The organism is Streptomyces sp. NBC_00872 (assembly GCF_045161915.1).
Classification (GTDB): domain Bacteria; phylum Actinomycetota; class Actinomycetes; order Streptomycetales; family Streptomycetaceae; genus Streptomyces.
In genome coordinates this window covers 6230253-6253467 of the sequence record NZ_CP108806.1, presented here as the reverse complement: position 1 = coordinate 6253467, position 23215 = coordinate 6230253, and the positions used below count along the sequence as shown (strand labels likewise).

Here is a 23215-nt window from a genome sequence, read left to right as displayed (position 1 = left end):
TACTATCGACGTATGTCCGAGCTGAGCCACCGGCGGCGCCTCCTTGTCCTCGCCATCTGCTGTATGAGTCTGCTGATCGTCAGCCTGGACAACACCGTCCTCAATGTCGCCCTCCCCTCCATCCAGCGGGAACTGCACGCCTCCGTCTCCGGGCTCCAGTGGACGATCGACGCCTACACCCTCGTCCTCGCCTCGCTCCTCATGCTCTCCGGCTCCACCGCCGACCGGGTGGGCCGCCGCCGTATCTTCAAGACCGGACTCGTCCTCTTCACGCTCGGCTCGCTGCTCTGCTCCGTCGCGCCGAACCTCGAATCGCTCGTCGCCTTCCGTATGGTGCAGGCCGTCGGCGGCTCGATGCTCAACCCCGTCGCGATGTCGATCATCACCAACACCTTCACCGAACCGCGTGAACGCGCCCGTGCCATCGGTGCCTGGGGCGCCGTCGTCGGTATCTCCATGGCGGCGGGACCGCTGGTCGGCGGGCTGCTGGTGGACTCGGTCGGCTGGCGGTCGATCTTCTGGATCAATCTCCCGATCGGGCTCGCCGCGCTCCTGCTGACCTGGCGCTATGTCCCCGAGTCCCGCGCCCCGAAGCCCCGCCGCCCCGATCCCGTCGGTCAGCTCCTGGTCATCGGCGTACTCGGCGCCCTGACCTACGCGATCATCGAGGCGCCGAAGGCCGGGGTGACCTCACCGCTCATCCTGTCGTTCGCCGCCGTGTCGGCCCTCTCCCTGATCGGTCTGGTGCTGTACGAGCCGAGGCGCGCGGAGCCGCTGATCGATCTGCGGTTCTTCCGCAGCGCGCCCTTCAGCGGGGCGACCGTGATCGCCGTCTGCTCCTTCGCCGCGCTCAGCGGATTCCTCTTCCTCAACACGCTCTACCTCCAGAACGTACGGGGACTGTCCGCGCTGCACGCCGGGCTCTACATGCTGCCGATGGCGACCCTGACCTTCCTCTGCGCGCCTCTGTCGGGCCGGCTCGTCGGCAGCCGGGGCCCCCGGATCTCGCTGCTGGTCGCCGGGACCGCGATGACGGCGAGCGGCCTTCTGTTCGGCACCACCGACGCGGAGGCGACGAACGCGCTGCTGTTCACCGGCTATGTCCTGTTCGGCCTGGGCTTCGGCATGGTCAACGCGCCGATCACCAATACCGCCGTCTCCGGGATGCCCCGCTCCCAGGCGGGTGTCGCGGCGGCGGTCGCCTCCACCAGCCGCCAGATCGGCGGGACGCTCGGTGTCGCGGTGATCGGCGCGGTGCTGGCGGGCGGGGTGGTCGGCGCCGCCTCCTCCGCCGGCTACGCGGCGAGCTTCGCGGACGCGAGCCGGACGGCCTGGTGGATCATCACCGCCTGCGGGCTGTGCGTACTGGTCATAGGGGCGCTGACCAGCGGGACATGGGCCCGGAGAACCGCGCGGCACACGGCGGAGCGGCTGGAGCCGAGCGGCGCTCAGACCACCGCGGGCACCAGGTCGTGAAGCCGTTCGAGCCGGGCGCTGGACTCGTCGTCCACCGGGACATAGCTGACCAGCCGGGGGCCTGAGGACGGTCCGAGCCAGAGGTTGGTGTGCTCCAGATTGAGCTGTCCCACCCGGGCGTTGACGAACCGTCTGGTCTTGTCGCCCACGGCGACCACCTCGTGCTGCTCCCAGATCTCCCGGAACTCGGACGAGGCGGACCGCAGCCGTCCGAGCAGCGTCTTCCACGCGGGCTCCGCGAGATGCTCGGCCATGGCCGCACGGAACTTGGCCGCCATCGTCCGGATCGTCTCGTCGCGGTTGCCCAGCGCAGAGCGCCATTCCTCATTGGTGAAGGCCAGCCACATGCAGTTGCGGTCCTCGGGCTCCAGCGCGTCCAGATCGCACATCAGATGCCCATAGGTGCGGTTGTACGCGAGGATGTCGTACCGCCCGTTCTGCACACACGCCGGATAGGGCTCAAGACGCTCCAGCATCCGCCGCAGCGCGGGCGTGACGGTCAGGCAGGGCGTCCCGGGAGCGGGGTCGACGGCGCCCGCGAGCGCGAAGAGATGCGCGCGCTCACTGCGGTCGAGCAGCAGCGCGCGGGCGAGCGCGTCGAGCACCTGCGCGGAGACCTGGATGGAACGGGCCTGCTCCAGCCAGGTGTACCAGGTGACACCGACAGCGGAGAGCTGGGCGACCTCCTCCCGCCGCAGTCCGGGCGTACGGCGCCGGCTCCCGCGGGCGAGACCCACCTGCTCGGGCATGATGCGCTCGCGCCGGCTGCGCAGAAAGGCGGCCAGCTCATGGCGGCGGATGTCCGTTTCCTGTACAGCCGTGGTCATCCCCCCAGCGTGCCGTATGTCCCAGACAGTTGCCAGGTGGTGCGGGTACCAGGATGAGCCGCCCGAGTACCCGGCTAAGCGGATGAGAATGAGATATGAGTACCAGGCTGAGCGGCGACGGAACCGCGAGCGGTGCGCGCGAGAGGCGCGCACCGCGTGTGTCACTCGCTCACTTGCCTACTCACTCGTCCCGAACGCTTCGCCTTTCCCTCGTCGAGCGCTTCACTTGCGCTTCGGACGCGACTCCACCGCCGAGTCGGGGCCCGGCGAGACGATCGACTCATGGCCGTCCTCACCGCGCACCTTGAAGGGCGGTGTTCCGTTCGGCCCCATCACTTCCACGATCTCCACGACACGGTCGTGCTTGCCGACCACCCTGCCGTGCATCACCAGGCGGTCACCCTTGCTTGCTTTCATGCCGCACTCCCAAGCCGCTCATCGACGCCGATCCATGTCACTGGCCGTGATCATGAGTGTACGGAATGTCCGGTTCCGTGTCGCCCTGGGCATCTCAGCGGGCCCTTCGGCCCTTTGCCGGGTAGTTCATGTACCAGGATAAAGACACTCTGGTACCAGGGTGTATCACGCGTGATCGTGGTATTCGTGAGTACAGCTTCCGCGAAAAACACCCCGAACGCGGCAACCGGCCCGACCGCGCCCCCATCCACCGGCGTGGCCGCTCCCGGCGGGTCCCCCGGCGGCTCCCCCGTCGTCCATGACCACGGGTCGGTGCTGGGCACGCTCGGTCTCTTCACCGTGCTGCTCGGTGCGTCACTTCCCCTGGTCGACTTCTTCATCGTCAATGTCGCCCTGCCGACCATCGACCACGATCTGGCCGCGGGTCCCGCTCTCCTCGAACTGGTGGTGGCGGGGTACGGACTCGCGTACGCCGTGCTGCTCGTGCTCGGCGGCCGGCTGGGCGACATGTTCGGCCGGCGCAGGCTCTTCCTCATGGGCATGGCGGCCTTCGGCCTCACCTCGCTCGTCTGCGGTATCGCGCCCAACGCCTGGACCCTGGTCGGGGCCCGGGTCGCCCAGGGCGCGGCCGCCGCGCTGATGCTGCCCCAGGTACTGGCCACGATCCATGCCGCGACCAGCGGCCCGCGCCGCGCCAAGGCGGTCAGTCTGTACGGCGCCACCGCCGGTCTCGCGATGGTGGCGGGCCAGATTCTCGGCGGCGTACTGGTCTCGGCGGACATCGCCGGCAGCGGCTGGCGCGCGATCTTCCTGGTGAATGTGCCGATCGCGCTGCTCGGACTGGTCCTGGCGTTCCGTTCGGTACCGGAGACCCGCTCACAGCGGCCCGCGCCCATCGACACCCCTGGGACGGTTCTGCTGGCCGTCTCGCTGATCACCCTGCTGGCACCGCTCACCGAGGGCCGGGCCGCCGGCTGGCCGGTCTGGACCTGGATCTCGCTCGCCGCCTTCCCGGTCGCCGCGTACGCCTTCGTCCGGGTGGAGCGACGGGCCGACCGGCAGGGCAGGACCCCGCTCGTACCGCCGAGTCTGCTCGCGCTGGTCACGCTCCGACGCGGACTGGCACTGCTCCTGCCGTTCTCGATCGGCTTCGGCGGCTTCATGTTCGTGATCGCGATCGCGCTTCAGCAGGGCCTCGGTATGGGGGCGGTCACGGCGGGAATCGCGCTGGTGCCGATGGCGGTGACGTTCTTCGCCGCCTCGCTGGCAGGCCCCCGGCTGGTACGGCGGTACGGCAGTCTGGTGGTGACGGCGGGCTCGGTGTCCCAGCTGGTCGGTGTCGCCCTGCTGGTGCTCGCCCTCTGGAACGGCTGGCCCGCGATCGGCGTGCCGGAACTGCTGCCCGGCGTCGCGCTGGCCGGTCTCGGCCAGGGGCTCCAACTGCCGGTCATCATCCGGATCGTGCTCTCCGACATCCCCTCGGAGCGGGCCGGGGTGGGCAGTGGAGTCATGGTCACCGGCCAGCAGTCCGCGCTGGCGCTCGGGGTGGCGACCCTGGGTTCGCTCTTCCTCTCCCTGGCCGCCGCGATGGGGATGCGGGACGCTTTGGTGATCACCCTGCTGGCACAGCTCGCCCTGGTGGTCCTGACGGGACTGCTCAGTCTGCGGCTGCCGCGCTCGGTGGCCTGACGACGTCTCAGCGCGTGCGCCGTGGGGGACGGCGGACGAGGGCGTGCGCCGTAAGGCACGACGGACGCCGACGGGCCCGGACCACCGAGGTGGTCCGGGCCCGTCACCCTGCTCCGCTGTATGTCCGTGTCCCGTATGCGTCAGTCCTGTACGCGTCAGTCCTGCGCGGCGGATCCTTCGGCCGTCTCCGGGGCCGGGGCGGCGTCCGGCCCGTCCTCGTCCTGCTCCTGACCGGCGGCGCGCTCACGCATCTTGCGCAGCAGCTCCGCCTTCTGGTCGGCGGCGGCCTTGCGGTCGGCGTTACGTGCGGGGCCGTTGCCCTGCTGATCGGCGCGGGACAGCTTCTTGCGCTGTCCGCCCACGCCAAGAAGGTTGTTGCGGCTCTTTGCCACGGGGTTCTCCCGAAGTGATGAGAAGTGATCTGCGGATTCGTCGGTGGGGGGCGGGCCGTGACCGCCGCGCTCTCACTCGTAGATCTGGAAGAACATGCCCGTGACGCTACCACCGGCCGGGACCGGGACGTAACGCAATTATGGCGAGCATCGGCCATAGTCGCTGACAGAAATTGAAATCTGTCATCCGTCATGCCATTGTTGTCGGTGTCACTCGCGATCCGCCGCGATCCGCATGGAGGAAACGCATGTCCACCACCCCCGCCCTCCCCACCCGTCGCCTCGGCACCACCGGCCCCCTGACCTCCGCCATCGGACTCGGCTGCATGGGCATGTCCGGGATGTACGACGGAGGCGACCGCGCCGAGTCCATCGCCACCATCCACGCCGCCCTGGACGCGGGCATCACACTGCTCGACACGGGCGACTTCTACGGGATGGGCCACAACGAGCTGTTGATCGACGAAGCGCTGCGCACCGCCCCGGCCGCCGCGCGCGAACAGGCCCTGATCAGCGTCAAGTTCGGCGCTCTGCGCGATCCGGACGGCGGCTGGAGCGGCTATGACGGCCGTCCGGCGGCCGTGAAGAACTTCGCCGCGTACTCCCTGCGGCGCCTCGGCACCGACCACATCGACATCTACCGGATCGCCAGGGTCGATCCGGGGGTCCCGATCGAGGAGACCGTCGGCGCCATCTCCGAGCTGGTGCGGGCGGGCCATGTCCGCCATATCGGTCTCTCGGAGGCCGGTGGGGAGACCATCCGCCGCGCGGCCGCCACCGCCCCGATCACCGATCTCCAGATCGAGTATTCGCTGATCTCGCGCGGTATCGAGGCCGAGATCCTGCCCACCGTCCGCGAGCTGGGCATCGGTGTCACGGCGTACGGAGTGCTCTCCCGCGGACTGATCAGCGGCCACTTCACCCGTGACCGGGCGCTGGGCCCGACCGACTTCCGTGCGGTGAGCCCCCGCTTCCAGGGCGACAATCTCGAACACAATCTCGGACTGGTGGAGTCCCTGCGGAAGATCGCCGAGCAGAGGGGCGTCACGGTCGCCCAGATCGCCATCGCCTGGGTGCTCTCCAGGGGCGAGGACATCGTGCCGCTCATCGGCGCGCGCCGGCAGGACCGGCTGACCGAGGCCCTGGGCGCCCTCGGGGTCACACTGGACGCGGAGGATCTCGCCGCCATCGAACGCGCGGTGCCGGCCGACGCCGCCGCGGGTGACCGCTATCCGAGCTCCCAGATGGCACATCTCGACAGCGAGCGCTGAGCGCTCACCGGCGATGCAGGCCGCGACCGCTCAGCCGTCGGGTTGTCGGACCTGACAGGTAATGTCATCTGTCGCGTCCCGCCGTATGCGCGTCCCGCCGTACGGGCCACGAAAGGTCGGACATCCATGGCCACCGAGTCCCTGACCGCCGAGCGGATCCTCGAAGCCACCGAGGAGGTGCTGCGCCGTTACGGTCCGGCGAAGGCCACGGTCCTCGATGTGGCCCGGGTGCTCGGCGTCAGCCATGGCAGTGTCTACCGGCACTTCCGTACGAAGGCGGCACTGCGCGAGGCGGTCACCGCGCGCTGGCTGAGCCGGACGGAAGTGGCTCTGGCGCGGATCACGGACGGAGCGCGGAGGGCTGGAGCCGAGCCGGGCGCGGAGCCGCAGGCGGGGCCGGGCGCGGACATGGAGGCCGGACCGGGCGCGGAGGCCGGGCCAGGAGCCGGGGCGGACGCGGAGCGGGCGCCCGAGCCAGGTCCGGAGAAGCTGCGTGACTGGCTGCTGACGCTGTTCGACACCAAGCGCCACAAGGCGGGGGACGATCCCGAGCTGTTCGCGACCTTCTCCGTGCTCATCGGCGAGAGCAGTGGTGTGGTCGACGCTCATCTCACCGAGCTGACGCGTCAGCTCACCCGGATCGTCGAAGAGGGCGTGCGGGCGGGCGAGTTCGTCGCGGCCGACCCGGCGACGACGGCGGGCGCGGTCTTCGCCGCCACGGCCCGCTTTCATGACCCTTCGTATGCCCCGGAGTGGCGGAAGCCCACGATCGACGACGAGTTCAGCGCCGTTTGCGATCTGGTGCTGCGTGGCCTGCGGCCCTGAGCGAGGGCGGTGCGCGCCGCCCGCGCCCACTGCCGCCGCCTGGCCGACCCCGCTCGTCAGCCGCCGGCCGGGTCCACCGTCGCCTGATGGGCCTCGGTGAGATGTTCCTGCGCTTTCAGCCAGGGCAGGAACTGCGCGTTCTTCTGCCAGCCGCAGGTGTCACAGGTCAACGACCGCTGTACACCCGCCTTCTGGACGCGTACGACATGTTCACGCCCGTGCTGATCCCATCTGCTGACCTTGCTGGTGGTCGTGGACGGCATCCGTGCCTCCTGTTGACGCGTGGGCCCAGTGTGCAACGAAGCCCCCGGTTCCGTGGTGGAACCGGGGGCTTCGAGCCACGACCGTGACCGTCGGGCGGTCACCGGCCGCGATCAGCGATCGGGTCAGCAGCCCATCAGCCGGCCGCCGAGGTAGCTCTGGATCTGGTCCAGCGAGACACGCTCCTGCTTCATCGTGTCGCGCTCGCGCACGGTCACCGCGTTGTCGTCGAGGGTGTCGAAGTCGACGGTCACACAGAACGGCGTGCCGATCTCGTCCTGGCGGCGGTAGCGGCGGCCGATGGCGCCCGCGTCGTCGAACTCGATGTTCCAGTTGCGCCGCAGGTCCTCGGCGAGGCCCTTGGCCTTCGGCGAGAGCTGCGGGTTGCGGGAGAGCGGCAGCACGGCCACCTTGACCGGCGCGAGCCGCGGGTCGAGCCGCATCACGGTGCGCTTCTCCAGCACGCCCTTGGCGTTGGGCGCCTCGTCCTCGTTGTACGCGTCGAGGAGGAAGGCGAGCATCGTGCGGCCGACACCGGCGGCCGGCTCGATCACATAGGGGATCCAGCGCTCGCCGGCCTCCTGGTCGAAGTACGACAGATCATGGCCGGATGCCTTGGAGTGCGCGTTGAGGTCGTAATCGGTGCGGTTGGCGACACCCTCCAGCTCGCCCCACTCGCTGCCGCCGAAGGAGAAGCGGTACTCGATGTCGGCGGTGCGCTTGGAGTAGTGGGAGAGCTTCTCCTTGGGGTGCTCGAACCAGCGCATGTTCTCCTCACGGAGACCCAGGTCGCGGTACCAGTTCCAGCGCTGCTCCATCCAGTACTCCTGCCACTGCTCGTCCTCGCCCGGCTTGACGAAGAACTCCATCTCCATCTGCTCGAACTCGCGCGTGCGGAAGATGAAGTTGCCCGGAGTGATCTCGTTCCGGAAGGACTTGCCCATCTGCGCGATGCCGAACGGCGGCTTCTTACGCGAAGTCTGGTGCACCTGGGCGAAGTTGGTGAAAATGCCCTGCGCGGTCTCGGGCCGGAGGTAGGCGATCGAGCCGGTGTCCTGGGTCGGGCCGAGATGGGTCGAGAGCAGGCCGGAGAACTGCTTGGGCTCGGTGAAGGTGCCCTTGTTGCCGCAGTTGGGGCAGTTGAGGTCGGCGAGGCCATTCGCGGGGGCCTTGCCGTGCTTCTCCTCGTACGCCTCTTCCAGGTGGTCCGCGCGGAACCGCTTGTGGCAGGACGTGCACTCGGTGAGCGGGTCGGTGAAGGTCGCGACGTGACCCGACGCCTCCCAGACCTCCGTGGCCAGGATCACCGACGAGTCGATACCGACAACGTCCTCGCGCGAGGTGACCATGTAGCGCCACCACTGGCGCTTGATGTTCTCCTTCAGCTCGACTCCGAGCGGCCCGTAGTCCCAGGCGGCTTTCTGCCCGCCGTAGATCTCACTGGACGGGTAGACGAAGCCACGGCGCTTGCTCAGGTTGACGATGGTGTCGATCTTGTCGGCGGCCACGGTGCTCTCTTCATTACGACGACGACGAACGCGAATGCTTCAGATTAGCGGCGGGCGCACCCCTTCGATCAAATCGGTGCGCGGGAAGAGACATACCCGCCGCTTGTTGACAATCGTTTCCAGTTTTGTTGAAAATGACTGTCATGAACGCACGACGCCTGATACCCACCGCCACCCTCGCCGGAGCCGTCACGCTCGGCCTGGTGGCGCTGTCCGCCTGCTCCTCCTCCGACGCCGCCGACAAGAAGAGCGGTGACAAGCTCGCGGTCACGGCGTCGTTCTACCCGATGGAATTCCTGGCCCAGCAGATCGGCGGTGATCATGTCTCCGTCACCACGCTCACCAAGCCGGGCGTCGAGCCGCACGATCTTGAGCTGAAGCCCCGGCAGACCGCCGAGCTCGGCGAATCGGACGTCATTGTCTACCTCAAGGGTATCCAGCCCGCCGTGGACAAGGCGATCGACCAGTCCGGGGTGGAGCGGATCGTCGACGCGGCGTCCCTGACCACGCTGGAGAAGCACGGCACCGAGGTCGGTCATGTACACGGAGGCGATGAGCACGCCGCCGACGAGCACGCGGCCGAGGAGGAGTCCACCGCGGACGGCAACGACCCGCACATCTGGCTCGACCCGGTGAGATACGCCGAGGTCGCCAAGGGTGTCGGCGCCACCTTGGAGAAGGCCGACCCGGACAACGCGGACACCTACCGGAAGAACACGGACGCGCTGGTCACCAAGCTCGGCGGGCTGGACACCGCGTTCAAGCAGGGCCTCGCGGACACCGCCACCAAGACCTTCATCACCACCCACGCCGCCTTCGGCTATCTCGCCGAGCGCTACGGCCTGGAGCAGGAGGCGATCGCCGGTATCGACCCCGAGGCCGAGCCCAGCCCCGCCCGGATCAAGGAACTGGAGACCATCGCGGAGCAGGACAAGGTCAGCACCGTATTCTTCGAGACGCTCGCCAGCGACAGGACCGCCAAGACCATCGCGGCGGACTCAGGACTGAAGACGGACGTCCTGGATCCGCTGGAGGGAATTACGGACCGGTCGAAGGGCGATGACTACATCGAGGTCATGCAGGCCAACCTCGCCGCGCTGCAGAAAGCACTCGGCGCGAAATGAACCGGCCGACGGCAGCAACGGAGGCGCGGCACATGGCGACCATGGAGAGCGGCGAACAGGCCCGCGAGGCGCGTGCGCCGGAGGCCGCGACGGCGCCCACCGCCATGGATGCCGGCGCCGCCGGGACCGGGAGCCCCGAAGACGGCATAGCACCGGCCGACAGCGCACCGATCGGCACCGGGCCGAGCGGGGCCGGGCCGAGCGGAACCGCCCAGGGCCGGCCGGCTGCCGACCGGACACCGGCGAACCCGGCCGCACCCGGACAGGGCGTGCCGAGAGGCCTCCTGCCGGTTCAGCGGACACACCGCCCCTCGGCGCCCGGCTCCCCGTCGCCCGGCCCCCGGCGTGCTCCGGAGACGGCCGGGAACACAGCCACCGCGGACGGAGGACCCGCTGCTCAGCACGGCGCTCCGGTCGTCTCCGTCCGCGGTGCCACCGCCACGCTCGGCTCACGCACCGTGCTGCGCGGCATCGACCTCACCGTGCACCCCGGTGAGGTCGTGGCCCTGCTCGGCGCCAACGGCTCCGGCAAGTCCACCGCCGTACGCTCCGTGATCGGCCAGGTCCCGCTGACCGGCGGCGAGATATCGCTCTTCTCGACCCCGCTGCGCCGCTTCCGTGACTGGGCGCGCGTCGGTTACGTACCGCAGCGCACCACCGCGGCGAGCGGGGTGCCCGCCACCGTCCGCGAGGTCGTCTCCTCCGGCCGGCTCTCCCGTACGAAGCTGCGCCGGCCCTCCAAGGCCGACCGCGCGGCCGTCGAGGAGGCCATCGAGCTGGTCGGGCTGGCCGACCGCGCCAAGGACTCCGTGGACGCGCTCTCCGGCGGCCAGCACCAGCGCGTACTGATAGCCAGGGCGCTCGCCGCCGGTCCCGAGCTGCTGATCATGGACGAGCCGATGGCGGGCGTCGATCTGACCAGCCAGGACATCCTCGCGGCGACACTGCGCAAGCAGGTGGCCGCCGGTACGACCGTGCTGCTCGTCCTCCATGAACTGGGCCCGCTGGAGCCGCTGATCGACCGCGCGGTGGTGCTGCGCGACGGCTGTGTGACCCACGACGGACCGCCGCCACAGGCCCTCGGCCAGCACGCCCTGCCCGGCCACGATCACGTCCATCCCCACGCGGCCGGCGAGCCGCTCCGTACAGGACTGCTGACCTGACCATGGAAATCCTCCAGACCGCGTTCATGCAGCGCGCGCTGATCGCGGCCGTGCTGGTCGGTATCACCGCCCCCGCCATCGGTATCTATCTCGTGCAGCGCCGCCAGGCGCTGATGGGCGACGGCATCGGCCATGTCGCCATGACCGGGGTCGGCCTCGGCTTCCTGCTCTCCGTCAGTCCCATATGGATCGCGACGCTGGTCTCGGTGGCCGGTGCCATCACGATGGAGCTGATCAGGGCGTACGGCCGCACTCGGGGCGATATCGCGCTGGCGATGCTCTTCTACGGCGGGATGGCCGGCGGCGTCCTGCTGATCAATCTGTCGCCGAACGGCTCGAACGCCAATCTCAGTTCGTATCTCTTCGGTTCGCTGTCGACGGTCTCACCGTCGGACGTGACCGCGATCTCGCTGCTCGCCGCCTTCGTGGTGCTGGTGACGGTGGGACTGCGGCGGCAACTCTTCGCGGTCAGCCAGGACGAGGAGTTCGCCCGGGTCACCGGGCTGCCGGTGCGTACGCTGAATCTGCTGATCGCGGTCACGGCCGCGGTGACGGTCACCGTCGCCATGCGGGTGGTGGGACTGCTGCTGGTCAGCGCGCTGATGGTGGTGCCGGTGGCGGCGGCCCAGCAGATCACCCGGTCGTTCGCGGTCACCTTCGTGCTCGCGGTCGTGATCGGCACGGCGGCGACGCTCGCCGGTACGGTCACCTCGTACTACCAGGACGTACCGCCGGGCGCGACGATCGTGCTGCTGGCGATCGGGGTCTTCGTGGTGCTGACGGTCCTCGCCACCCCCCTCGCGAGACGGCGGGCCGGGGCGCTGCGGAGCGCCGAGGCGGCGGGGCGGGCCACGGGCGTACCAGACGTAACCCCCGCTCAGGACGGGCCCCCCGGCCGCAGGCCCGCGGACGACCTCACAGTCTGACCGCGAGCCGGTCACGAACTGGCAGAATGGCCCGAGGGAAGCGGGCAACGCCCGGTGGATTCGGGCAGAGGCAAGGAGGCACCTGTGACGACTGCGCCCAGCGGTGGATCGAGCGCGGCCCCCGTGCGCGGCCGATCGACCCGCCAGCGTGCCGCGGTGGCCGCGGCACTCGACGAGGTCGACGAGTTCCGCAGCGCGCAGGAGCTCCACGACATGCTCAAGCACCGCGGTGACTCGGTCGGACTGACCACGGTGTACCGCACGCTCCAGTCCCTCGCCGACGCGGGCGAGGTCGACGTACTGCGGACGAACGACGGCGAGTCCGTCTACCGCCGCTGCTCGACCGGCGACCACCACCACCATCTTGTCTGCCGGGTCTGCGGGAAGGCCGTCGAGGTCGAGGGGCCCGCGGTGGAGCAGTGGGCCGAGACGATCGCCGCGCAGCACGGCTATGTGAGCGTGGCGCACACGGTGGAGATCTTCGGCACCTGCGCGGAATGCGCGGAGTGCGCGGGCCAGGCCGCGAAGAACTAGGTCCTGCAACTAGGTCCTGTCCGGGAAGGACCGGAGTCCGACCGGCCGGGACCAGGGTGCCGGTCGACCGGCCGGGCGTTCGTCCCCGGGTGCCGGGCGGGCGGACAGCCGGCCCGTCCGGCACCGGACGAGACGGTCAGCCCCGCGGAATCTCCTCCGCCTCCTGCTCGTCCGGGTTGGGCAGTGCCCCGCCGAAGCGCCGGTCCCTGGAGGCGTATTCGAGACAGGCCCGCCACAGATCCCTGCGGTCGAAGTCCGGCCACAGCACGTCCTGGAAGATCATCTCCGCGTAACTGCTCTGCCAGATCAGATAGTTGGACGTGCGCTGCTCACCGCTGGGGCGCAGGAAGAGATCCACGTCCGGCATGTCCGGATAGTAGAGGTACTTCGCGAATGTCTTCTCGTTGACCTTGGCCGGGTCGAGCTTCCCCGACGCCACATCCGCCGCGAGCGCCTGCGCCGCGTCCGCGATCTCCGCGCGCCCGCCGTAGTTGACGCAGAAGTAGAGCGTCATGGCGTCGTTGTCCTTGGTCTGCTCCTGCGCGACCTGGAGCTCCTGGACGACCGACTTCCACATCTTGGGCATCCGGCCGACCCAGCGGATACGGATACCCAGCTCGTCCATCTCGTCCCGGCGGCGCCGGATGACATCGCGGTTGAAGTTCATGAGGAAGCGCACCTCGTCGGGCGTGCGCTTCCAGTTCTCGGTGGAGAAGGCGTACAGGGAGAGGTTCTTGACGCCCATCTCCAGACAGCCCTTGAGCACATCGAGAACAACGCCCTCACCGACCTTGTGGCCCTCGGTGCGCGGCAGACCGCGCTCCTTGGCCCAGCGGCCGTTCCCGTCCATCACACACGCCACATGCCGGGGCACCAGCTCGGCGGGGATCTTCGGCGGCCGCGCGCCCGAGGGGTGCGGCTCGGGCGTCTTGTACTCGCGGCGGGAACGTCCCAGGATTCCGCGTCGTGCCATGCGCTCTCGTCTCCCAAATCTTCTCTACGTATCAGTTCTTCTCTACGTATCTGAGCGAGCGCAGACCGCGCTCCAGGTGCCAGTGCAGATAGGCGGACACCAGCCCGCTGCCCTCCCTGACATGTCGCGCCTCGCACGCGTCGGCCGTCTCCCAGTCGCCGGTCAGCAGCGCGCTCAGCAGTCCGACGGCCTCAGCAGAGGGTACGACGCTGCCGGGCACCCGGCAGTCGCCGCATATGACCCCGCCCGCCGCCACTGAGAAGAATCGGTTCGGCCCGTGGAGTCCGCATTTGGCGCAGTCGTCGAAGCTCGGCGCGTATCCGTTGACCGCGAGGGAGCGCAACAGGAAGGCGTCCAGGATGAGATGAGGGGCGTGTTCACCGCGGGCGAGCGTGCGCAGCCCGCCGACCAGGAGCAGATACTGCTGGACGGCCGGCTCGCCCTCGTGGTCGGTGAAGCGCTCGGCGGTCTCCAGCATCGCCGTCCCCGCGGTGTAGCGCGCGTAGTCGGTGACGATGCCGCCACCGTACGGAGCGATGGTCTCGCTCTGGGTGCACAGGGGCAGTCCGCGGCCGATGAGCTCGCTGCCGCGCGCGAAGAACTGCACATCGACATGGGAGAACGGTTCCAGCCGCGCCCCGAACTTGGACTTCGTGCGGCGTACCCCCCGGGCGACGGCGCGGACGCGTCCGTGGCCGCGGGTCAGAAGCGTGATGATGCGGTCGGCCTCACCGAGCTTCTGGGTGCGCAGCACGACGCCGTCGTCCCGGAACAGACTCATGGCGTCATTCTCCCGCATGGGCGCGGACCGCCGAGCCGCACCGGGACGCGCGGGGGCGGGGGGCCGGGGGGCAGCCCGCCCGTCCTCTGCCGGGGATGCCGCAGGACGCCGCTCCGGCGCGCGTGGGACAGCGCTCAGGGCCCATGGCTCCAGCGGCGCCCGTACCGCGTCCAGGCGGCGCTCAGACCGACCTCAGGCCGCGCTCAGGAGGGCGTTCCCGATGCCGCCAGCAGCAGTCTCTCCGTGTCGTCCGAGCACAGCAGCAGCGCGCCGCCGACAACGCTGAGCACCTCGCGCTCCGCCGGGCTGTACGGTCCGTCGGCCACGGCGATCCTGGCGCCCTGGAGCACGATCGACTCACGGCCCGCCGGGGCGAGATGCGGGGCCAGCGGCTCCAGCGCCTCGTGCAGCTCGATGGCGAGCGCCGCGCCGCACGGGCCCGGGTCCAGATCCGGGCCCACCACGAACCGGCCGGTGTCGGCGGCGAGCGCCTCCACCAGATCGGTGAGCCGCTCCTCCGTGCAGTCCTCGAACCCGGCCGCGCGGACGGCGTGGACCGCGGTCTCCCTGACCGTACGGGAGGACATCCCGCCGGCCGCGAGGACGGCGAGCGCGACGGTGTGCACGGCGTCGCGCAGCATCGCGGAGAAGCGGATGGTCGTGGGGTGGTCGAGGATGTCCGTGCCGAAGTGGGCGTGACAGGCCGCGCATTCGATCACGGGTCCCGCGACTCCGCGCGCGAGCAGGGGAACACCGAGGACGGTGAACCGGCGACGGCCGGTGCGGCGGCGGTAGTTGCGGTCGCCCCCGCAGTCGGGACAGAAGAACTCGCCGTCACCGACGGTGTTCCAGGACGTACGAATGCCGCAGATGCGCACTTTTCGGCCGCTTGATCCCTGAACTGGCAGCACGTCGCGCACCTCCGTAACGCTCCGGCAACATTGCCGCGTTGACGTGATGTTAGCCACATCGACAGGGCCCCGTCAGTACCGCGGCGTGAGATCGCCACGACATGGCTGAACCCCGCCCACCACGAAGGGTGGACGGGGCTCGTAAACGCCCAGGTGAGCGCCGGATCAGTGGCTCAGGGCCACCGTGACGGCTCCGTCAGCGGGCCGCGCGGTTGACGGCGGAGATGACCGCCTTGAGTGACGCCCGTGTGGTGTTCGCGTCGATCCCGATGCCCCAGAGCACCTTCCCGTCGATCGCGCACTCGATGTACGAGGCGGCCTGCGCGCTCGCGCCCTCGCTCATCGTGTGCTCCTGGTAGTCCAGGAGCCGGGCGTCCACCCCGACGGCGGCCAGGGCCTCGAAGAACGCCGAGATGGGGCCGTTGCCGGTGCCGGTGAGCACCGTCTCCGCACCGTCCACCACGGCCTGCACGGTCAGCGTGTCACGGCCGTCGGTGTCGGTGGTGCTCTGTCCCGAGCGGAGCTGGATCCGGCCCCAGGCGTTGTCGGGGTTGGGCAGGTATTCGTCCTGGAAGACGGACCAGATCTGGCCGGGTGTGACCTCGCCGCCCTCGGCGTCGGTCTTGGCCTGGATGATGCGGGAGAACTCGATCTGCATCCGGCGCGGCAGGTCCAGCTTGTGCTCGTTCTTCAGGACATACGCGATACCGCCCTTGCCGGACTGCGAGTTGACCCGGATGACCGCCTCGTAGGAACGCCCCACGTCCTTCGGGTCGATCGGCAGATACGGCACCGCCCACTCGACCCCGTCGACCGCGACCCCCCGCGCGGCCGCCTCCGCCTCCCGCGCGTCGAAACCCTTCTTGATGGCATCCTGATGAGAACCCGAGAACGCCGTATAGACCAGATCACCCGCATACGGGTGGCGCGGATGGATCTCCATCTGATTGCAGTACTCACTGGTCCGGCGGACCTCGTCGATCTGCGAGAAATCGATCTGCGGATCCACACCCTGCGAGAACAGATTCATCCCCAGCGTCACCAGATCGACATTCCCCGTCCGCTCCCCCTGCCCGAACAGACACCCCTCCACCCGGTCCGCCCCGGCCATCAGCGCCAGCTCCGCCGCCGCCACCGCCGTACCCCGGTCATTGTGCGGATGCACCGACAGACACACGAACTCACGCCGCGACAGATGACGCGACATCCACTCGAAACGGTCCGCATGCGTCGACGGCGTCGAACGCTCCACAGTCGCCGGCAGATTCAGAATGATCTCCCGCCCCGCCTCCGGCTGCCACACATCCATCACGCCCTCACACACCTCCAGAGCGAAATCCAGCTCGGTGTCCGTGAAAATCTCCGGACTGTACTGATAACCGAACACGGTCTCCGGACCCAGGATCTTCTCCGCGTACTCCATCACCAGCCGCGTACCGTCCACAGCGATCTGCCGGACCTGCCCCCGCGTCCCCCGGAACACCACACGCCGGAACGTCGGAGCCGTCGCATTGTAGAGATGCACCGTCGCACGATGAGCACCACGCAACGACTCGACCGTACGCTCGATCAACTCCTCCCGCGCCTGCGTCAGCACGGAAATCGTCACATCCTCGGGAACCGCACCCTCTTCGATGACCGACCGCACGAAGGCGAAATCGGTCTCTCCCGAGGAGGGGAAACCGACCTCGATCTCCTTGTAGCCCATACGCACCAGCAGATCGAACATCTCCCGCTTACGCACCGGCGACATCGGATCGATCAACGCCTGATTACCATCACGCAGATCCGTCGAAAGCCAGCGCGGGGCGACGGTGATCCGCTTGTCGGGCCAGGTGCGGTCGGGGATGTCCACGGCCTCATACCGGCCGTACTTATGGATGGGCATCCCGGACGGGCGCTGGGTGTGCGTCGCGTTCGTCACGGGCGTGGCGCCGCCGACAGAGGCGAAGGAAGGTTGAGACATTGCGCAGGGCTCCTCGTGTGTCCACTGGGACGGCCGACGGGGCGTGATCACCGCAACGCCAGACTCCGCGGGGAGGGGGTCGGCCTACGACTTACAGGCCCTCGCCGCGGCAGCTAAGGAGAAGCAGCCCGAAACGCATGATGCGAGGGAGCCTAGCCCAGCCGCACGGTCCTCGCCGGTCCGTATCAGCATGCGGAACCGGAACCGCCCTCTCCTCGATCCACGAAGGTATTCCCCGGACCCCGACAGATCACTCCATTTCAGCAACCTCGCTCGCGATGGGTGCAATCGCCGTCACGGAGTGCCACATTGCCTCTATGGACGCCAACACTCCCGTTTTCTGCACCATCGTGCCGCCGCATGTCCTCGACAAGCTCGCGGGTGCGGACGATCCGGCCGTCTCCGGGCCCGCCCGCCGCACCCTGGAGGCCGACTCCTCCCAGCGCACGCGACGCCGGCTGACGGCGATCCGCGCCGTCGTGCCGTCGCGGGCCGCCGAGCCGACGGGAAAGCCGGACCGCGCCATCCACGACTGCCGGCACGGCACCGTCCTGCCGGGCACGAAGGTCCGCGGGGAGGGCGCCGAGCCCGGCAGGGACGCCACCGTCAATCGCGCGTACAGCGGGCTCGGCGCCACCTTCGAGCTGCTGCTGAAGGCATATGGCCGCGATTCCCTGGACGGCGCGGGACTGCCGCTGACCGCCAGCGTCCACTACGACCGGGAGTACGCGAACGCCTTCTGGGACGGCGAGCAGATGGTCTTCGGCGACGGCGACGGCGAGATCTTCCTGGACTTCACGATCCCGGTCGATGTGATCGGCCATGAGCTGGCCCACGGGGTCACGCAGTACACGGCCAATCTCAGCTACTACGGGCAGTCCGGCGCCCTGAACGAGTCCATGTCGGACGTTCTCGGCTCGCTGGTCAAGCAGTTCACCCTGGACCAGACGGCCGACCAGGCCGACTGGCTGATCGGCCAGGGCCTGCTCGCGCCGCGCGTCACCGGCGTCGCGCTGCGCTCCATGAAGGCGCCGGGCACGGCGTACGACGACGATGTGCTCGGCAAGGACCCGCAGCCTGCCGTCATGGACGACTACGTACGGACGAACCAGGACAACGGCGGGGTGCATATCAACTCCGGCATCCCCAACCACGCGTTCTATCTGCTCGCCGAGCGGCTCGGCGGAAAGGCGTGGGAGCGGGCGGGGCGGATCTGGTTCGACGTGCTGACCGGGGGCGAACTGGCCGTCGACGCGGACTTCGCGGACTTCGCCCGGCTGACGGTCGCGGCGGCGCGGTCCCGCTTCGGGGACGGGGCGGAGCACGAGGCGGTGGTCAAGGCATGGTCCCAGGTCGGCGTCCCCACGGCGTGAAGGGCATGACGGGAAGGGCATGGGGCGCGGGAGCGTCGGCTACCGCGCCCGCCCTCCAGGCACTAGACAGGAGCCATGCGTATCGAAGTGCGTCGTACGGGCGGTTTCGCGGGCATCGAGCGCAGGGCCGAGGTCGACACCTCGTCCCTGCCCGACACCCCCGTCTGGCGGGAACTCGCGGAACAGGCCCTGACGGACGCCACCGGGACCCCCCGCTCCCCCGTGGTGCCCGACGGCTTCAGCTACCGGATCACCGTCGACGACCACGAGTTCCACTGCGCCGACCCCCACCTCTCCGAGGCCCAGCGCACCCTGATCTCCCGCGTCCTGAAGGAAGGCGCCTGAACCCTGTCCGGCCAGGGCGGGGCAGGGCCGCGCGGTTCAGAAGCCGAGTTTGCGGAGCTGCTTCGGGTCGCGCTGCCAGTCCTTGGCGACCTTGACATGGAGGTCGAGGAAGACCGGGGTGCCGAGCAGGGCCTCGATGTGTTTGCGGGACTTGGTCCCGACCTCCTTGAGGCGCTTGCCCTTCGGGCCGATGATGATGCCCTTCTGGCTGGGGCGCTCGATATAGACGTTCGCGTGGATGTCCAGGAGCGGCTTGTCGGCCGGGCGGTCCTCGCGCGGGAGCATCTCCTCGACCACGACCGCGATCGAGTGCGGGAGTTCGTCCCGTACGCCTTCCAGCGCGGCCTCGCGGATCAGCTCGGCCACCATGACCTGCTCGGGCTCGTCGGTGAGATCGCCCTCCGGGTAGAGCGGGGGGCTCTCCGGGAGCAGGGGGACCAGCAGGTCCGCCAGCAGGCCGACCTGCTTGTCGCCGACGGCCGAGACCGGGACGATCTCCGCCCACTCCAGACCGATCTCCTTGCCGAGCAGATCGATCGCGATGAGCTGCTCGGCGAGCGTCTTGGAGTCGACGAGGTCCGTCTTGGTGACGACGGCGACCTTCGGCGTCTTCTTGATGGCCGCCAGTTCCTTGGCGATGAACCGGTCGCCGGGGCCGAGCTTCTGGTCGGCGGGCAGACAGAAACCGATCACGTCGACCTCGGCCCAGGTCGTCCGTACGACATCGTTCAGGCGCTCGCCGAGCAGGGTGCGCGGCTTGTGGAGCCCAGGGGTGTCGACCAGGATGAGCTGGGCCTCGGGGCGGTGCACGATGCCACGGACGGTGTGCCGGGTGGTCTGCGGCCGGTTCGAGGTGATGGCCACCTTCTGACCGACCAGAGCGTTCGTGAGGGTGGACTTGCCCGCGTTGGGGCGGCCGACGAAGCAGGCGAAGCCCGCCCGGTGGGGGACTTCGGCTGTCTCGGGAGAGGAGGTACGAGCGCTCATGGCGCCCATTCTCCCCGATCGTTCACGCCGCGCCGACCAGATCGTCCACGGCGGTCACCACCGGGCGTCCCCGACGGCCGTGGGCGGACCGCCACCGGCCGGTGCGCCGCGCGCGGGTCAGCCGGCCTCGACGGTCACCCGCAGCGCGCCGTCGGGGCCCGCCACCAGGACCGGGGTCCCCACGCCGCCCAGATCACGCACGGCCGCGAGGTCCTCGTCGGACGGCGTCTGCGCGTCGGTGACCACGGCCGCCGCCTCCAGTGAGTTCGCACCGCTGGCCACGGCCATCGCGACGGCGGTGCGCAGCGCGCTGAGCCTGAGGGAGTCCAGTTCCACGGTGCCGGCGACATACGTACGCCCGGTCTCGTCCCGTACGGCCGCGCCCTCCGGTACGCCGTTACGGGCACGGGCGCTCCGGGCCAGGGTGATGATCTTGCGGTCCTCGGGGCCGAGGCCGGTGCCGGGATCGGTGCTCTCAGTCATGTGCCGAGCATAGGCAGCGGGTCCGGTGCGCCGGACAGGGCCTGGTCAGCCCGCGACCGGGTACAGCGAGCCGTGCCGGCCCTCCGGCGACGCCAGCCACTCCAGCTTCGCCGCCGTGTCCGCCTCCGGCAGCGGGGTGTGCAGCATGATCACCAGATCGGGCCTGGCCGGCACCCGGAGCTGGGTGGACTCCAGCAGCAGGGTGCCGACCAGCGGGTTCTCCAGTTCCTCGCGCACCTGTCCGGCGGGCGCGATGTCCCGCCGGTCCCACAGGCAGGCGAATTCGTCGCTGCGCTCCTTCGCCTCCCGCACCAGCGCCTGGAACCCCTCGTCGTCGGGACGCTCCGAGTACGCGGCGCGGAACTGGGCGACGATCCGCGGCGCGATCTCCTCCCAGTGCGTGATCCGTGCGCGGTAGATCGGATCGGTAAAGAAATTGATCAGGCAGTTCCGGGAGAACCCGGGCCGCAGACCGTGGACCGCCGAGGCCGCGTCGTTGTACATGATCACGTTCCAGTAGCCGTCCATGATGTGCGCGGGGTACGGCATCCAGGCGTCGATCAGCCGCCGCAGCCCGGTGCACATACCGAGCGCCGCCGGATCCACCTCCGGCGGGGGCGGGTTGAGCCCCGCCAGCACATACAGATGGCGCCGTTCGGTGCCGCTGAGTCTGAGGACCCGCGCCACCGAGTCCAGGACCTGCGGCGAGACGGTGATGTCCCGGCCCTGTTCCAGCCACTGGTACCAGGAGACGCCGACGCCCGCGAGGACGGCCACCTCCTCGCGCCGCAGCCCCGGGGTACGGCGCCGGGCGCCGCCGTCCGGCAGGCCCGCCTCGGCCGGGCTGACCCGGGCGCGTCTGCTCATCAGGAACTCCCGCAGTTCGCTGAGGCGGTGCGCCTTTCCGGTCTGCCCGGTCCCCCCGGTCCGCCCGGTCCGCGTGGCCATCTGGAACCCCCCTGCCGAACCGCCCAGCCCAACTGCCCTCGCCGGCCCGCCTGGTGGTGCCGCCAACAGGATAAGTTCCCGCTCCCCACGCCTATTCCTGCCGCCCCAGGCTGTCGGGCATGGCATTCGAGACCTCCACCACCGGTTCCTCCGACACCGGTCCGCCCGGCACGGTTCATGACCCCGGCACGCTTGAACCCGCCTCGGCCCCCGTACCCGCCCCCGGGTCCGGCCCCGCGCCCACCCCCGGGTCCGGCCCCGCGTCCGCTCCCGCGCGGCTCACCGGCCGGGCCAGGCTGATCCTCATGGTGCTGTGCGCCGCCCAGTTCATGGTGGCGCTCGACTTCTCCGTACTGAATGTGGCCCTGCCCGTCCTCGGCGCGGATCTCGGGATGAGCCGGTCCGCGCTGCAATGGGCGGTCACGGCCTTCGCGTTGCCGTCCGGCGGCTTTCTGCTGCTCTTCGGCCGGATCGCCGATCTCTACGGCCGGCGCCGGCTGTTCCTCACCGGTCTCGCGCTCTTCGGCGCGGCCTCGCTGGTGGCCACCCTGGCCTGGAACCCGGCGGTCTTCCTGGCCGGGCGCGCGCTCCAGGGGCTGGGCGCCGCCATGATCGTCCCGACCGGGATGTCACTGCTGACCACCACCTTCCCGGAGGGGCCGCGACGCGACCGGGCACTGGGCATCAGCGGCACCCTGCTCTCGCTCGGTTTCACCATCGGCATGGTGCTGGGCGGTGTGCTGACCGACACACTGGGCTGGCGCTCCACGATGGGACTGCTCGCCGTCGCCGCGCTCATCGTGCTCGCGCTGGCGCCCGGCCTGCTGCCCGAGTCCCGTACCCCCGACCGTCCACGGCTCGACATCCCGGGCGCGGTGACCGTCACGGGCGGGCTGCTGGCCGTGATCTACGCGCTGTCCACCGCCGCCGACCACGGTTTCGGCGGCGCCGATGTGCTGGTGACCCTGATCGCGGGCGTCGCGCTGCTGGTGGCCTTCGCCCTGGTCGAGTCGCGCAGTGCCGCTCCGCTGGTCTCCCTGCCCATGCTGCGCAGGCGCACCGTGGCATTCGGCAATCTGGGCGGTCTGGTCACCTTCTCGATGATGAGCACGGTGGTCTTCGTCCTCACCCTCTATCTCCAGGACTCGCTCGGGCTGTCCGCCTTCGAGACCGGTCTGGTCTTCGGGCTCCAGGGTGTGCTGTCCGTGGTGGCGGGCTCGCTGGCCGTCCGGCTGATCGGCCGCTTCGGTGCCCGTCGCGCCCTGGCCGTGTCGCTGCTCGGTCAGGGGCTGTTCACCGCGACACTGCTGGGTCTGGGCAGCGGCTCGGGAGTCGTGCTGGCGACCGTGGGTGTCTCGCTGGCGAGCATGTGCCATCTCGTCGCGGTCATCTCGTACGGACTGACGGTGACCTCGGGTGTCCCGGACAAGGAGCAGGGGCTCGCGACGGGTCTGGTGACCACGACCCAGCAGATCGGCATCACGGTCGGTATCCCGCTGCTGGGCGCGGTCGCGGCGGCTCAGAGCGTGCTCTACGACGGGGTACGGCTCGTCCTGGCCGTGGACGCGGCGATCGTGGTCGTGGCGGCGCTGCTGGTGGCGGCCGGGCTCCGTACCACCCGGCGGACGCCGCGGTCCTGACCGCCGCCTGAGCTGCCGGGCTCCCTCAGGGCCGGTCGAGCCGCAGGCGCTCCGCCCTCGGCAGACCGGCCACCACCAGGTCGTACGAGTCCTCGATCAGCTCCCGCACCATCCGCGCGGGCAGTTCCCCGACCGTCACCGTGTTCCAGTGGCGCTTGTTGAGATGCCAGCCGGGGACGATCGCGGTATGCGTCTCGCGCAGCCGGATCGCCTCCTCCGGATCGCACTTGAGGGCGATCGTCAGCGGCCGTTCCTCCAGCGCGCAGAACGCGAAGATCCTGCCGCCCACCCGGAAGACCGTGAGACCGGGGCTGCGTGGGAACGGGACGTCCTCGGACGTCCCGTTCAGCCCCAGGCACAAGGCCTTCAGCTCCTCCGGTGTCACGCGCCCTCCG

Annotated in this window: 24 protein-coding genes; 11 read left to right on the top strand and 13 right to left on the bottom strand. The window is 69.7% G+C overall.

Annotated elements, in window-relative coordinates; all coding sequences use genetic code 11:
- Positions 1–12: 12 nt before the first annotated feature.
- Positions 13–1476: an MFS transporter gene (locus OG214_RS26800; RefSeq protein WP_405986180.1), complete on the top strand. Its 1464-nt coding sequence runs from the start codon at positions 13–15 to the stop codon at positions 1474–1476.
- Here the strand turns inward: OG214_RS26800 and OG214_RS26795 are convergent.
- Both OG214_RS26795 and OG214_RS26790 read right to left on the bottom strand, forming a co-directional pair.
- The gene (locus OG214_RS26795) at positions 1449–2303 is read right to left on the bottom strand and encodes a helix-turn-helix transcriptional regulator (RefSeq protein ID WP_363084996.1); all 855 of its coding nucleotides are present in this window, start codon (positions 2301–2303) and stop codon (positions 1449–1451) included. The genes OG214_RS26800 and OG214_RS26795 overlap by 28 nt on opposite strands.
- 222 nt (positions 2304–2525) lie before the next feature.
- Positions 2526–2720, bottom strand: a complete 195-nt coding sequence (locus OG214_RS26790; RefSeq protein ID WP_363084997.1) for a DUF1918 domain-containing protein — start codon at positions 2718–2720, stop codon at positions 2526–2528.
- 255 nt (positions 2721–2975) lie between these two features.
- On the opposite strand from OG214_RS26790, the gene OG214_RS26785 reads away from it, so the two are divergent.
- Positions 2976–4409: an MFS transporter gene (locus OG214_RS26785; RefSeq protein WP_383033422.1), complete on the top strand. Its 1434-nt coding sequence runs from the start codon at positions 2976–2978 to the stop codon at positions 4407–4409.
- 155 nt (positions 4410–4564) lie between these two features.
- On the opposite strand, the gene OG214_RS26780 is transcribed toward OG214_RS26785, so the two are convergent.
- Positions 4565–4801: a DUF6243 family protein gene (locus tag OG214_RS26780; RefSeq protein WP_363084975.1), complete on the bottom strand. Its 237-nt coding sequence runs from the start codon at positions 4799–4801 to the stop codon at positions 4565–4567.
- Positions 4802–5049: 248 nt separating this feature from the next.
- Between OG214_RS26780 and OG214_RS26775 the strand changes: the two genes are divergently transcribed.
- The gene (locus OG214_RS26775; RefSeq protein ID WP_405986179.1) at positions 5050–6072 is read left to right on the top strand and encodes an aldo/keto reductase; all 1023 of its coding nucleotides are present in this window, start codon (positions 5050–5052) and stop codon (positions 6070–6072) included.
- 126 nt (positions 6073–6198) lie between these two features.
- Complete coding sequence (locus OG214_RS26770) at positions 6199–6897, top strand: TetR/AcrR family transcriptional regulator (RefSeq protein ID WP_405986178.1); 699 nt, start codon at positions 6199–6201, stop codon at positions 6895–6897.
- Between the two features lie 56 nt (positions 6898–6953).
- Here OG214_RS26770 and OG214_RS26765 read toward each other — a convergent pair whose 3' ends face one another.
- Both OG214_RS26765 and OG214_RS26760 read right to left on the bottom strand, forming a co-directional pair.
- Entirely contained in the window at positions 6954–7160 is a 207-nt protein-coding gene (locus OG214_RS26765) for a hypothetical protein (RefSeq protein ID WP_363084972.1), read from the bottom strand.
- Between the two features lie 123 nt (positions 7161–7283).
- Positions 7284–8666, bottom strand: a complete 1383-nt coding sequence (locus OG214_RS26760) for a glycine--tRNA ligase (protein ID WP_363084971.1) — start codon at positions 8664–8666, stop codon at positions 7284–7286.
- 143 nt (positions 8667–8809) lie between these two features.
- Here OG214_RS26760 and OG214_RS26755 point away from each other — a divergent pair, with 143 nt between their 5' ends.
- The 4 genes from OG214_RS26755 (at position 8810) to OG214_RS26740 (ending at position 12413) form a co-directional block, all read left to right on the top strand.
- Entirely contained in the window at positions 8810–9790 is a 981-nt protein-coding gene (locus OG214_RS26755; RefSeq protein WP_405986177.1) for a metal ABC transporter substrate-binding protein, read from the top strand.
- 284 nt (positions 9791–10074) lie between these two features.
- On the top strand, positions 10075–10953 hold the full coding sequence (locus tag OG214_RS26750; protein ID WP_405987624.1) for a metal ABC transporter ATP-binding protein: 879 nt from the start codon (positions 10075–10077) through the stop codon (positions 10951–10953).
- A gap of 2 nt (positions 10954–10955) precedes the next feature.
- Complete coding sequence (locus tag OG214_RS26745; protein WP_405986176.1) at positions 10956–11879, top strand: metal ABC transporter permease; 924 nt, start codon at positions 10956–10958, stop codon at positions 11877–11879.
- An 84-nt stretch (positions 11880–11963) separates the two neighbouring features.
- Entirely contained in the window at positions 11964–12413 is a 450-nt protein-coding gene (locus OG214_RS26740; protein ID WP_363084968.1) for a Fur family transcriptional regulator, read from the top strand.
- 136 nt (positions 12414–12549) lie between these two features.
- Here OG214_RS26740 and OG214_RS26735 read toward each other — a convergent pair whose 3' ends face one another.
- From OG214_RS26735 to leuA, 4 genes are all read right to left on the bottom strand, one after another.
- On the bottom strand, positions 12550–13386 hold the full coding sequence (locus OG214_RS26735) for an isoprenyl transferase (protein WP_383033284.1): 837 nt from the start codon (positions 13384–13386) through the stop codon (positions 12550–12552).
- 31 nt (positions 13387–13417) lie between these two features.
- Complete coding sequence (recO, locus tag OG214_RS26730; RefSeq protein WP_093597429.1) at positions 13418–14167, bottom strand: DNA repair protein RecO; 750 nt, start codon at positions 14165–14167, stop codon at positions 13418–13420.
- 203 nt (positions 14168–14370) lie between these two features.
- Positions 14371–15078 carry a TerB family tellurite resistance protein gene (locus OG214_RS26725; protein ID WP_405986175.1) on the bottom strand — a complete coding sequence of 236 codons (708 nt, stop codon included), beginning with the start codon at positions 15076–15078 and terminating at the stop codon, positions 14371–14373.
- 196 nt (positions 15079–15274) lie between these two features.
- The gene (gene leuA / locus OG214_RS26720) at positions 15275–17044 is read right to left on the bottom strand and encodes a 2-isopropylmalate synthase (protein WP_405986174.1); all 1770 of its coding nucleotides are present in this window, start codon (positions 17042–17044) and stop codon (positions 15275–15277) included.
- A gap of 317 nt (positions 17045–17361) precedes the next feature.
- Here leuA and OG214_RS26715 point away from each other — a divergent pair, with 317 nt between their 5' ends.
- Positions 17362–18417: a M4 family metallopeptidase gene (locus OG214_RS26715; protein ID WP_382864440.1), complete on the top strand. Its 1056-nt coding sequence runs from the start codon at positions 17362–17364 to the stop codon at positions 18415–18417.
- 75 nt (positions 18418–18492) lie between these two features.
- Positions 18493–18762, top strand: a complete 270-nt coding sequence (locus tag OG214_RS26710; protein ID WP_363085412.1) for a protealysin inhibitor emfourin — start codon at positions 18493–18495, stop codon at positions 18760–18762.
- A 36-nt stretch (positions 18763–18798) separates the two neighbouring features.
- On the opposite strand, the gene era is transcribed toward OG214_RS26710, so the two are convergent.
- The 3 genes from era to OG214_RS26695 form a co-directional block, all read right to left on the bottom strand.
- Complete coding sequence (gene era / locus OG214_RS26705; protein ID WP_363085413.1) at positions 18799–19758, bottom strand: GTPase Era; 960 nt, start codon at positions 19756–19758, stop codon at positions 18799–18801.
- A 108-nt stretch (positions 19759–19866) separates the two neighbouring features.
- Entirely contained in the window at positions 19867–20232 is a 366-nt protein-coding gene (locus tag OG214_RS26700) for a cytidine deaminase (protein ID WP_405986173.1), read from the bottom strand.
- A 45-nt stretch (positions 20233–20277) separates the two neighbouring features.
- Positions 20278–21180, bottom strand: coding sequence for a helix-turn-helix transcriptional regulator (locus OG214_RS26695; RefSeq protein ID WP_405986172.1), 903 nt, complete (start codon positions 21178–21180; stop codon positions 20278–20280).
- A gap of 305 nt (positions 21181–21485) precedes the next feature.
- On the opposite strand from OG214_RS26695, the gene OG214_RS26690 reads away from it, so the two are divergent.
- Positions 21486–22820, top strand: coding sequence for an MFS transporter (locus OG214_RS26690; protein ID WP_405987623.1), 1335 nt, complete (start codon positions 21486–21488; stop codon positions 22818–22820).
- Positions 22821–22845: 25 nt separating this feature from the next.
- On the opposite strand, the gene OG214_RS26685 is transcribed toward OG214_RS26690, so the two are convergent.
- A complete protein-coding gene (locus OG214_RS26685; protein ID WP_405986171.1) occupies positions 22846–23205 on the bottom strand; it encodes an MmcQ/YjbR family DNA-binding protein in 360 nt (119 codons plus the stop codon).
- Positions 23206–23215: the final 10 nt, after the last annotated feature.

What these genes read in the sequence shown, in the direction of transcription:
- OG214_RS26755 (WP_405986177.1), top strand. Translation starts at nt 8,810, where the DNA reads ATGAACGCACGACGCCTGATACCCACCGCCACCCTCGCCGGAGCCGTC.
- OG214_RS26710 (WP_363085412.1), top strand. Translation starts at nt 18,493, where the DNA reads ATGCGTATCGAAGTGCGTCGTACGGGCGGTTTCGCGGGCATCGAGCGC.
- OG214_RS26770 (WP_405986178.1), top strand. Translation starts at nt 6,199, where the DNA reads ATGGCCACCGAGTCCCTGACCGCCGAGCGGATCCTCGAAGCCACCGAG.
- OG214_RS26695 (WP_405986172.1), bottom strand. Translation starts at nt 21,180, where the DNA reads ATGGCCACGCGGACCGGGCGGACCGGGGGGACCGGGCAGACCGGAAAG.
- era (WP_363085413.1), bottom strand. Translation starts at nt 19,758, where the DNA reads ATGGGCGCCATGAGCGCTCGTACCTCCTCTCCCGAGACAGCCGAAGTC.
- OG214_RS26735 (WP_383033284.1), bottom strand. Translation starts at nt 13,386, where the DNA reads ATGGCACGACGCGGAATCCTGGGACGTTCCCGCCGCGAGTACAAGACG.
- OG214_RS26700 (WP_405986173.1), bottom strand. Translation starts at nt 20,232, where the DNA reads ATGACTGAGAGCACCGATCCCGGCACCGGCCTCGGCCCCGAGGACCGC.
- OG214_RS26800 (WP_405986180.1), top strand. Translation starts at nt 13, where the DNA reads ATGTCCGAGCTGAGCCACCGGCGGCGCCTCCTTGTCCTCGCCATCTGC.
- OG214_RS26790 (WP_363084997.1), bottom strand. Translation starts at nt 2,720, where the DNA reads ATGAAAGCAAGCAAGGGTGACCGCCTGGTGATGCACGGCAGGGTGGTC.
- OG214_RS26715 (WP_382864440.1), top strand. Translation starts at nt 17,362, where the DNA reads ATGGACGCCAACACTCCCGTTTTCTGCACCATCGTGCCGCCGCATGTC.
- OG214_RS26765 (WP_363084972.1), bottom strand. Translation starts at nt 7,160, where the DNA reads ATGCCGTCCACGACCACCAGCAAGGTCAGCAGATGGGATCAGCACGGG.
- OG214_RS26775 (WP_405986179.1), top strand. Translation starts at nt 5,050, where the DNA reads ATGTCCACCACCCCCGCCCTCCCCACCCGTCGCCTCGGCACCACCGGC.
- leuA (WP_405986174.1), bottom strand. Translation starts at nt 17,044, where the DNA reads ATGTCTCAACCTTCCTTCGCCTCTGTCGGCGGCGCCACGCCCGTGACG.
- recO (WP_093597429.1), bottom strand. Translation starts at nt 14,167, where the DNA reads ATGAGTCTGTTCCGGGACGACGGCGTCGTGCTGCGCACCCAGAAGCTC.
- OG214_RS26795 (WP_363084996.1), bottom strand. Translation starts at nt 2,303, where the DNA reads ATGACCACGGCTGTACAGGAAACGGACATCCGCCGCCATGAGCTGGCC.
- OG214_RS26690 (WP_405987623.1), top strand. Translation starts at nt 21,486, where the DNA reads ATGGTGCTGTGCGCCGCCCAGTTCATGGTGGCGCTCGACTTCTCCGTA.
- OG214_RS26745 (WP_405986176.1), top strand. Translation starts at nt 10,956, where the DNA reads ATGGAAATCCTCCAGACCGCGTTCATGCAGCGCGCGCTGATCGCGGCC.